Origin of the sequence: Trichocoleus sp. FACHB-6 (genome assembly GCF_014695815.1) — a bacterium.
GTDB classification, from domain to species: Bacteria; Cyanobacteriota; Cyanobacteriia; order Cyanobacteriales; family FACHB-T130; genus Funiculus; species Funiculus sociatus.
The window spans coordinates 47,472-57,444 of the sequence record NZ_JACJOY010000075.1 but is presented as its reverse complement, the minus strand read 5'-3'; the positions used below and the strand labels follow the sequence as shown (position 1 = coordinate 57,444).

Annotated in this window: 9 protein-coding genes and 1 pseudogene; 8 read left to right on the top strand and 2 right to left on the bottom strand. The window is 43.6% G+C overall.

From position 1 onward, the window contains the following. Window positions 1-588: 588 nt before the first annotated feature. From H6F66_RS14410 to H6F66_RS14380, 7 genes are all read left to right on the top strand, one after another. Window positions 589-2,064, top strand: coding sequence for a CHASE3 domain-containing protein (locus H6F66_RS14410; RefSeq protein ID WP_242019191.1), 1,476 nt, complete (start codon window positions 589-591; stop codon window positions 2,062-2,064). Between the two features lie 630 nt (window positions 2,065-2,694). Continuing rightward, entirely contained in the window at window positions 2,695-4,110 is a 1,416-nt protein-coding gene (locus tag H6F66_RS14405) for a leucine-rich repeat domain-containing protein (RefSeq protein WP_190422395.1), read from the top strand. A gap of 189 nt (window positions 4,111-4,299) precedes the next feature. Then, the gene (locus tag H6F66_RS14400; protein ID WP_190422393.1) at window positions 4,300-4,452 is read left to right on the top strand and encodes a hypothetical protein; all 153 of its coding nucleotides are present in this window, start codon (window positions 4,300-4,302) and stop codon (window positions 4,450-4,452) included. A 181-nt stretch (window positions 4,453-4,633) separates the two neighbouring features. Then, the gene (locus H6F66_RS14395; RefSeq protein ID WP_190422391.1) at window positions 4,634-4,855 is read left to right on the top strand and encodes a hypothetical protein; all 222 of its coding nucleotides are present in this window, start codon (window positions 4,634-4,636) and stop codon (window positions 4,853-4,855) included. A 214-nt stretch (window positions 4,856-5,069) separates the two neighbouring features. Continuing rightward, window positions 5,070-6,068, top strand: a complete 999-nt coding sequence (gene galE, locus H6F66_RS14390; protein ID WP_190422389.1) for a UDP-glucose 4-epimerase GalE — start codon at window positions 5,070-5,072, stop codon at window positions 6,066-6,068. Then, complete coding sequence (locus H6F66_RS14385) at window positions 6,061-6,372, top strand: hypothetical protein (protein WP_190422387.1); 312 nt, start codon at window positions 6,061-6,063, stop codon at window positions 6,370-6,372. Before galE ends, H6F66_RS14385 begins: the two co-directional genes overlap by 8 nt. A 90-nt stretch (window positions 6,373-6,462) precedes the next feature. Continuing rightward, window positions 6,463-6,903 (top strand): hypothetical protein, encoded by a 441-nt coding sequence (locus H6F66_RS14380; RefSeq protein WP_190422385.1) that lies wholly within the window; start codon window positions 6,463-6,465, stop codon window positions 6,901-6,903. A 344-nt stretch (window positions 6,904-7,247) separates the two neighbouring features. Here H6F66_RS14380 and H6F66_RS14375 read toward each other — a convergent pair whose 3' ends face one another. Both H6F66_RS14375 and H6F66_RS14370 read right to left on the bottom strand, forming a co-directional pair. Further along, the gene (locus tag H6F66_RS14375) at window positions 7,248-7,949 is read right to left on the bottom strand and encodes an actin-binding WH2 domain-containing protein (RefSeq protein WP_190422383.1); all 702 of its coding nucleotides are present in this window, start codon (window positions 7,947-7,949) and stop codon (window positions 7,248-7,250) included. Window positions 7,950-8,062: 113 nt separating this feature from the next. Further along, entirely contained in the window at window positions 8,063-9,610 is a 1,548-nt protein-coding gene (locus tag H6F66_RS14370; protein ID WP_190422381.1) for an FAD-dependent oxidoreductase, read from the bottom strand. A 162-nt stretch (window positions 9,611-9,772) separates the two neighbouring features. Here H6F66_RS14370 and H6F66_RS14365 point away from each other — a divergent pair. Beyond that, window positions 9,773-9,880 (top strand): annotated as a pseudogene (locus tag H6F66_RS14365) (aspartyl protease); the annotation flags it as partial. Window positions 9,881-9,973: the final 93 nt, after the last annotated feature.

Here is a 9,973-nt window from a genome sequence, read left to right as displayed (position 1 = left end):
TTATGAGTTATTGCCAGAAACATCGGAGACTTTTATTTATCTGGCAATGATCCGTATCATGGTCAGGCGGTTGGCATAATATTTAACCCCTCACCACTTTTCAAACATCCTCTTAGACAAGGAGAGGGGGTTGTTCTTTGGAGCTACTATATATCTTTAAAATAACAGTAAAATCGAAAAGGCCCAGATTTTCTAATTCTTAGTAAGCAATTACACTTAATTATTATTAAGCTTAAGCCTTGTACTCTAAAGGATATTAAAATTGATAAAGGTACGTTAAAGAAAATGCTTTAATGTTTTGGCTCTAATTATTTTTATATCTATGGTCAAGGTAAAAAATTTTTTGTTACTACACAAATATAATTAAACTACAAATTTTCTTAAGAAAGGGCTAGAAAGAGCCATAGCTGAGTAGAGACAAAAGTTATTCATTTTTATGTCCTTTGCGTTCTCTAGCGGATGAGCATGAAGATATTTATATTTTTGAGGTTGGAGCAGTATTGACTAGGTTATAAATTGTGAGGAATCCTACGAATTATTTTAATCTTTCTACGCATTTTCACCGATATGATTAGTTCAAGAAAACCTATGATGACTAACCTGAATCAAGGGCAACGCACTCTGAAGCTGAACCGAGTAACTCAGATCGGGTTTAGTGCTGTTTTGGCAACAATGGTGGGAGTCGGAATCATTTCTAAACTCAGTATGGGCAGCCTAGTTGATGCTCTCAACTGGGTCAGCCACACCTATGAAGTGGAAGCCGAATTGAGAGCGTTAGAAAAAGTCTTGCTGGACGCTGAAACTGGAGAGCGAGGCTTTCTATTTACTAACAAAGAGGAATTCTTGGAACCTTACAATAGTTCCATTAAAGAACTTAAAGCTCATTTTTCCAAGCTAGAAATCCTGATCCGAGACAATCCAGAGCAATTAAAACGACTGGATCGCATAGAAGATTTGGCACAGCAAAAAATGGATAATCTGGCGCAGACCATTGCCCTCAAGAAAGCAGGCAAGGAGCAGATACTAAGAGAGCTAGTAGTATCTGGCACAGGTAAACAGATCATGGATCAAATCCGGGTGCGGCTTGATGAAATGATTGATGTAGAGGACGAACTACTCAATAAACGCAAGGAGGATGCGAGCCGGACTGAGCAACTCACAACACTCGTTTCTCTGGGTGGAACTGCTCTGGCAATTTTGCTAGGTATCCTGTGTTTATTGTTTATCGCCCGCAAAGTTATTCGGCCAATTAATCAGGTGGCGAATATCATTGCCAGTTCTTCGAGCGAAATCGCTGCGATGACTACCCAGCAGGAGAGCATCGCCGCTCAACAAGCTTCGTCCGTTCATCAGGCTACTGCCACAATGGACAAATTGGGCGCATCTTCTAAGCAGTCAGCGGAACAGGCGGAAGTAGCAGCCACTGGAGCTCGACAAGTGGCAGAGTTAGCAGAAACTGGAACCAGAGCTGTTGAATATACGCTGGAAGATATGGCAATTTTAAGGGAGAAGGTCTTAGCGATCGCCGAACAAATTCTGTGCCTGAGCGAACAAACCAATCAAATTCGCAGTATTTCTGGTTTGGTAAGCGATCTGGCCAATCAAACTAATATGCTGGCGCTAAATGCTGCCGTAGAAGCAGTGCGGGCAGGTGAACATGGCAAAGGCTTTGCAGTTGTTGCAAGTGAAATTCGCAAACTAGCAGACCAGAGCAAAAAATCTGCCGGGAAAATCAATATCCTGGTTGCTGAGATTCAGGGTGCGATTAACTCTACCATGATGGTAACAAACGAAGGCACCAAGACTGTTGAGCAGGGGGTAAAAACGGCTGAGGGAACTGCCGAAACATTTATGAATGTGGCAAATGCCATTAGCAGTGTAGTGATGAGTAGCCAGCAAATTTCGCTAACCGCTAAACAACAGGCGATCGCCGTTCAACAAGTTGTAGATGCCATGAATACACTGAATCAAGGTGCTACCGAAACGGCCTGCGGCATTAGCCAAACTAAAACGGGCACTCTAAAACTGAATGAAGCCGCATTGAATTTGCAAGCTGTGGTCTAAAAAAAGTTCGTTTGCTTACAAGTGTTTTAAGCCAAGCTATATCTAATTCATGAGGGAAACTTTATAGTACACAGTAGACATCTTGCAGAATCTATCTAGGCTTATCTGTATTGTAGCCGATTAAGTTTATTCTCTTGTTTCTTATTGTCCCAGTCCCAGCAGTGGGTAGGTTAAATCCAACCTGAAGTAAAGGACAAGCTCTTTGTCCAAATTGTAGTTCGGTAAAAATTTGGAATAAGGGTATCCGCTGTAATTCTTGTGGAAGGAAGCTAGACCGAAGCGATCATCGAAACAAACGCTAATCAATTAAAAAAAACCACAGTTTTCTACCAGGAGCTTTTTATTTTATGTCCCAAATGGGGCAAGCTAGAACTGGTTTAATCCATCTAGCTCCTTCCACAAAAATTACAGCTCCATCACTGCGAAGAACTACCATGCCGTGTTAAGTCAATAATCTATCTTGCAGACCGTGGCTTATCGCTCAATCTATCTTGTGGGACTGGCAAGGGGATAGCTAATGCGATCGCACTCTTGAAAAGCTCTCAACTGCTGACTATTCCACCTGTTGCATTTTCACTGTCTCCTGTTAGTCTTAGCTCACAGCAAAATTTTGTTTGAGGTGATAGGTGTATGAATATCGAAAAGCATCTGAGACTAAACAAGAATTTGTCTAGGACTCTACCAGGCATTCGGCCTCTGCGTACTCTAGCACTTTTCCTGTTCGTTTTATCTTTTTCTGCCGAAGCTATCGCCCTTCAGAAGACAACTACCCTTAGAACCTTTGCTGATTGGTGTTTAAATAAAGCCAATTTGAGCGAGGAGACAAAATACACTGTTGATGTCCTCTTGCAAGCGGCTAAAACTCAAGATTGTAATCAGGTTGACAAGTTTCTTTCGACTCTCAGTGAGCTGGGTATCTACGACAAGCGATTAACTGACCTTAGACCCTTATCAACACTCACCAACCTGACTGGACTCTACCTCCGGGACAATCAAATAACTGATCTTAAACCCTTGTCATCTCTGACCAACCTGACTCGACTCGACCTCGGTAATAATCAAATAGCCGACCTTAAACCCTTGTCATCGCTGACCAACCTGACAGAACTCTCCGTCAATAACAATCAAATAACTGATCTTAAACCCTTGTCATCGCTAACCAACCTGACAGGCCTTTACCTCTACAACAATCAAATAGCCAACCTCAAACCCTTGTCATCTCTGACCAACCTGACTGGACTCAACGTCAGTAACAATCAAATAGCCGACCTCAAGCCTTTGTCAACACTCACCAACCTGACTTTCCTCGCCGTCCACAACAATCAAATAGCCGACCTTAAACCCTTGTCATCACTCACAAGCCTGACTTTCCTCGCCGTCCACAACAATCAAATAGCCGACCTTAAACCCTTGTCATCTCTGACCAAGCTGGCTGCACTCGACCTCCATAACAATCAAATAGCTGACCTTAAACCCTTGTTATCACTAACCAACCTGAGTTCCCTCTTTCTTAACAGCAATCAAATAGCTGACTTTAATTCTTTGTCAACACTCACCAAGCTCGCTACTCTCTCTCTCGGTAACAATCAAATGGCCGACCTTAAACCCTTGTCAACACTCACCAACCTGACTTTTCTTGCCGTCCATAAGAATCAAATAGCCGACCTCAAACCTTTGTCAGCACTCACCAAGCTGACTTACCTCTCTCTCGGTAACAATCAAATAGCCGACCTTAAACCCTTGTCAGCACTCACCCAGCTGACCAGCCTCTCCATCCATAACAATCAAATAACCGACCTTAAACCCTTGTCAACACTCACCAAGCTGACTGACCTCTTTGCTTATAACAATCAAATAACCGACCTCAAACCCTTGTCAACACTCACCAACCTGGCTTACCTCTCCGCTTATAGCAATCAAATAACCGACCTCAAACCCTTGTCAACACTCACCAACCTGACTTACCTGTCCGTTTATAATAATCAAACGCTCACTGATAAAACTTGCCCTCTCAAACCCGCATCTATATGTAGATTCGTACCTTGATAAAGTGACTGAAACTCAGCTTTAATAAGCTAAGACTTTCCCAACCTGCCCAACAATTGGGGATAGTATTGATAGCGTTGCAGGGGCTCCCAAGATTTGTTTGTCCCTAACTTTTAGGTAAGCTGACAGATGGGATAAGTTCCGGTGTTCTGGGTAATAACGTTAAAACAGTGCCCTAGAAAGAGCCGTTTGTGGGAATCTACCCTGGAAGCGATCGCTTTGATATTGCGGAAACTATCGGACGAGTCTCTTGAAGAAACGGAATGCAGCAGCAAGATTGATGAGAGCTGGAAAGAAGGGTATTTGGATCATCTTTGCCCTAAAATTTCAGCGTTGGGCTGAAAAATTTCTAGCTTGAGAACTATTAGTTTCCCAAACTAGGCCAATTGGATATATTACGAAACAAAACTTATTGATGCTCAGAGTATAGGTAGTGGTAAGGGCGGTAATTTCGAGATTACTGCTGAGGGCTATTTTCGAGTTACTAATGCTTTCATAGCTTTGAATTCTACCAACTTTAGCATTGCTACTTCTGAAAGTGGTGGCGGTGGTGCAGTTACTAAGCATCAAGAGTGCGCCATCGCCATCGCCGAATCCTAGCGACAATTTCCAGTTAGATAAGGGAGCCGCAGACAGTCTCGCACAAGAAGAGCGCCGGGTTTTACAATTGCCACGCTGCCAAAATCCTCCAGAATTTCTCCCTAAGCCAGCCAAACTCAATAATCAGAAGCAATTAACTCCATAGCTGATGGTGGGGAAACTCTGGTATTTTGTACAATTGTCAATAATAAGAGGCGAGCGCCTCCGGGAGCATCCTTCCTTTGGTGTTGCCGGGAATACGTCCAGAGCTACTGCCAGATAAGCAAACAACGGATAAAATTACTGAGAATGTGACTTGCTGCACGCAGCTGGTTATTCTTTAAAAGCAAGCCATTCTAAATTGTGAGAAGGTATTGAACGTGTCGCAAGCCAAACAAACGATTTTAGTAACTGGTGGAGCTGGATATATCGGAACCCATGCCGTACTAGCTCTGTTAAATGCAGGCTATGAGGTGGTAGTGCTGGATAACCTGGTGTACGGACATCGGGAACTGGTGGAAAATGTACTCAAGGTAGAGCTAGTGGTTGGAGATACAAGCGATCGCGCTCTCCTCGACAACCTGTTCGCCACTCGCAACATTGCCGCAGTCATGCACTTCGCCGCCTATATTGCCGTGGGAGAGTCTGTAACCAACCCAGCCATATACTACCGCAACAACGTCAACGGCACACTCACCCTGCTAGAAGCAATGGTGGCGGCAAACATCAACAAGTTTGTCTTTTCTTCAACTTGCGCCATCTACGGAATGCCGCAGGAAGTGCCGATGACCGAACATCATCCCCAAAATCCTCTCAGCCCCTATGCGACGAGTAAGTGGATGGTTGAGAAAATTCTCGCAGATTTTGATTTCGCCTACGGCTTAAAATCAGTCGCTTTTCGCTACTTCAATGCCAGCGGTGCTAACCCCGACGGGTTACTAGGTGAAGATCATAACCCGGAAACTCACCTGATCCCTCTCGTGTTACAGACAGCTTTAGGGAAACGGGAAGCGATCTCAATTTTAGGCACCGATTACGATACACCCGATGGCACCTGTCTTCGAGACTACATCCACGTCAGCGATCTAGCAGATGCCCACGTTTTAGGCTTAAAGTATCTGTTGGAAGGGGGAAAAAGCGATGTGTTTAACTTAGGCAACGGCAACGGCTTCTCAGTCAGAGAAGTGATTAACGCAGCCCAAACTGTAACTGGACGTGAGATCAAAGCGATAGAATGCGATCGCCGTCCCGGAGACGCTCCTATTTTAGTCGGCAGCAGCGACAAAGCCAAAAAAATTCTCGGTTGGTGTCCTCAATACGCAGACTTGAGTAAAATCGTTGCTGACGCTTGGCAATGGCATCAGCAGCGACATGGATAATTCTGGAGTAGAAGTCAGATTAAGGCGGTTAGAATCGATTGTTGAACAAATCGCGGAAGCGGTACTTGCCACAACCGAGACAATTGACCGTCTTACTGACCGGGTGGATGCTCTGACAATTCAAGTACAAGAACAAGGGCATCAAGTGCAACAACAGCACTATCAAATCTTTGCCTTGAGTGACGCAGTGCAAACTCTAGCAGAAACTCAGGATGATTCTCTAATGCGGCTAACGCAGCTTACAGTGGCTTTACAACGCCTTGTCGATGCAATCGTTGCATCCGAAGACCATACCGAACCCTAAAATCGGTCAACTTCTTTACTACGTCCCGATTGGCACTGGGACAACGGGAAAAAAGTGGAAGTACCAATATACTCCAAATGGAGAGTTTTCATGCACTTTCTTCGCAGGTATGCTGTCATACTTCCTCTAACTGCTGTCGTTAGTTTTTTGAGTGTTAGTTGTAGCGGCAACAAAATTACCCAGTGTCAAAAAATCTTCCAGATCACCAATGGGACGGTTAATGAAATAAAAACCGTCACCGATGGTGGTAGAAATAGCTCTTCGGAAGCTCTACTCAAAACAGCGGATATCTGGAACAAAGCGGCTCAAGAAATGGAAGCTGTCAAAGTCAACAACGAGCAGCTAAAAAAGTTTAAAGCTGATTTTACCAAGATGTATCGAGATAGTAGTAAATCCACCCGCGACTATGTTGTTGCTCTTAAAAAAAGAGATTTTACCGCTGTTGATGTCGGGTTTAAAAACTTGCAAAAATCCTATAATCCAGAGAAAGATTTGGTGAATAGGATTAACAACTACTGTTCTGGTAGCTAATAATAAACCGTCCCTTATCGCACCAGATTCGGATGTCCCACGGTAAATATATAGCAATGTGGGCTTGATATGGGTTTCTAGAGGCGAATCTCAGTCGAATGTTCTTGTACTTTAGGCAGTAAAGAGGGTTTCCCATCACTCAAAAACTGATAAATCTCTTGATGAGTTGATAACTAGGTAGACATAATTAAACTAAACATGTGGTGTAGGCTGGTTTGCTGAGGGGCGGCGTGTCGTCCCCTTAGTTACCGTCACCTTGGTAGGGACATGGCATTGCCATGTCCCTACAGATGTATTGCACCTAACCCTTAAATTGCTATAAAACTATTAACTGTAAAAACTTATTAATTGAATCCCAGAATTTCTCCAATTGCTTTCACAATATCTAGATAAAAGTTTCCTTGCATTCCTCGAAATACTTCAAACTCTCCAGCAGAACCAAAAAATGGTCTAAGCGTCCAACCCAGTTGACAGCCCACTAAGGCATAAAGTACCAACCAAAATTTCAAAATGTTTGTCCGGGTATCTTGCCCTTCTTTATCTGGTTCAGACATTGACTGCATACCTTGATACAGGAAAGTAATGCCAATAAATCCGGTGACGGCAAACATGAAAACATTTAATAATTTAAAAAATTGGTAGTTGTAGGCGGTAATCATAAAAAATAGCGTGACTGGTGCCAAACTAAATAAGAGAACGCTAATTACCGCTACACACGTCATCAATATGGCAAAATACTGTCCAATACTTCTGCTGGAACCGAAAATAATACTAAAAAAGTACAATGTCGGCAAACAAAGTATCAGCGTCATCAAGTAAAGGCATGGGAGTTTGAAAGCTGAAGATAAGGCTTGTAAAACACTATGGGATGAACCAATAATCGCACCGTAGAAGGCAAAAAAGATGGAGCTACAGACGAGTAGGGAGATAATTTTGCTGGGAAGCCTTACGCCCTGGCGAATTTCTTCCATAAAACTGGAGCGATCGCGCAACAACTGCATTAACACACCAAAATATTGTGTTGCCTGAAATTTTCGCTGAATCATGTTCTTATCCCTTAAGCTCATAATTTTCCCTAGCCCTGTTATAACCGATAGACAAGAGGCGGCAAGAATATTTTATTCAACAGCAGCAAATAGGCTGATTCCGGTGATGACAACTATTTTCTGTAGTCGCTACCGGAACCATACTGCCAAGCTTGCACAAAGCGATCGCAGTAATATCTACCGAGGGGCGGCAACTTCTTCCGAAACGGTTCTAAGGCTGTTCCTAGCCTATCTAAGGCGGTATAGGCTCCCAGGTTAATGTAGTGAACCATCCAATCTAGCAGCATCACCAAGCCCACCTGGGGAATGATTTGAAGCACTATTCCCGGCTTGGTGAATAAGGTTTTAATTAGCGTTTTGGTCAAGGCGGGAAACTGGACGACATCTTGCAAAAATGGGCGTAAAACGTCGTCCCCTAATTGTTCCATCGCCTGAAACACTCCCGAAAGCAGCTGATTTATTTGATTCGGATCAACTTTTTGATCGACACCTACGCCCATCGTTCGCTGAAACAGCCACGTTACGGCAATGTTGGGCTGATAAGGTTGCAAAAGTGCCAAAGCATTCTGCGAAAGTGCATCTGTTTGTAAAGCTTCGTGAATGCCTTCTGTTAATCGTTTCAGATGCCGCACCATCGCCCCAAATCCGCCAAAGCTTACGGGAGATTGGTTTCCACTGCTATCTCCCACTGGCAAAATCCGATTCCAAGGCATTCTAATTGGGTTTTTGCGATAGGAGGGAAAGAAGCCAAACAGAACTCTTTCAAATTGCAGTTGGGAAAGTTCTACGCTTTGATATTCTGGCAACAAACGCAGGTATTCTTCAAAGAAAAATTCTAAACTGGGGCGGCTGTTGTCAGCATCCAGATAGGTAAATAAATACGTAGTTCTGCCGTCTCGTGCTGGAAAGGCTTCCCAAAAATACTGGCATTGGTTTTGAATTGGGGTGAAAGATGCGATCAGATCGCCTGTTTCATTGTGCGGATATCCTTTGGCGCAGCTACCTACAACTAAGCAAACACCATCCGGTTTTTCTCCTTGTCTCACTTGCTGGACAATGGGTGAAAAATTACCCATTGCATCTATTAGTAACCGCGTTTTTAAGCCGCCAGCAGCCTCTAGGATAACGCCATCTGGGTGAACAACTGCTCCTGAGAATGGGGTGTTTTCAAATAGTTTCCCACCAGCAGCTAGAAATTTTGATTTGAGGGTTCCCAAGAGAAAAACGGGGTCAATGCCGATGTTTAAAACGTCGCGCACCCAAACTTCAGAACCACCCAGGAAGCTGACGCGTGCGGGGTTATATTGGGTAGCGATCGCTTTCTCTAATTCTGCCTCTGAAAGCAGATTTAGTTCTATAAATACTTCTAATTCTTGGCGCGAAATATTCCATTCTTGCTCTCTACCCCGCAATATTCCCCTTTCAATTAAGGCAACTCGCCAACCTAATTTTGCTAAGGCTGTACCAATTAAAATTCCCAAGGTGCCGCCGCAAATTACCACGTCCCAGTCTACAGTTGTGAGAGGAGCTTGGCTTTCTTTTACTACCATTGGAATTGGTAGTGTATCTTCTTTGATTGCTTGCCAGAGGCTATCGGTTTTACGCAGTCCGTCCAGAGGATTGCCGGGTAGTTGAGATAATATTTGTTCTGTTAAGCTCATGGGGGTCTACTAAAATGCTCCGATTACATCATAATTGGTAAGAGTATTAAAGAGTTTTAATCGCAGAGGCAAGAGAGAACGCAGAGGAAGAGATCGCGTTTTTTGAGAAGTGGCCTGCTAGGCTAAATGCAAAGCTACTGGTATATTATTACGCAGTTAGCTTTGTTGGGAGTGATTCCACTGGAGGCGTTGGGAATTGAATTGGATTTACAAAATCAGCAGTTAATCGTCTTGCCTATGAGTCCGACTGCAAGTTATTTAAGAATTTAGTTAGGACAAAATGGGAAAGCGATCGCGCTCGGTATTTACCCGAACCGATTGCCAACGCCAATTTGAGTAAAATGATTGGCGATAACTAACACT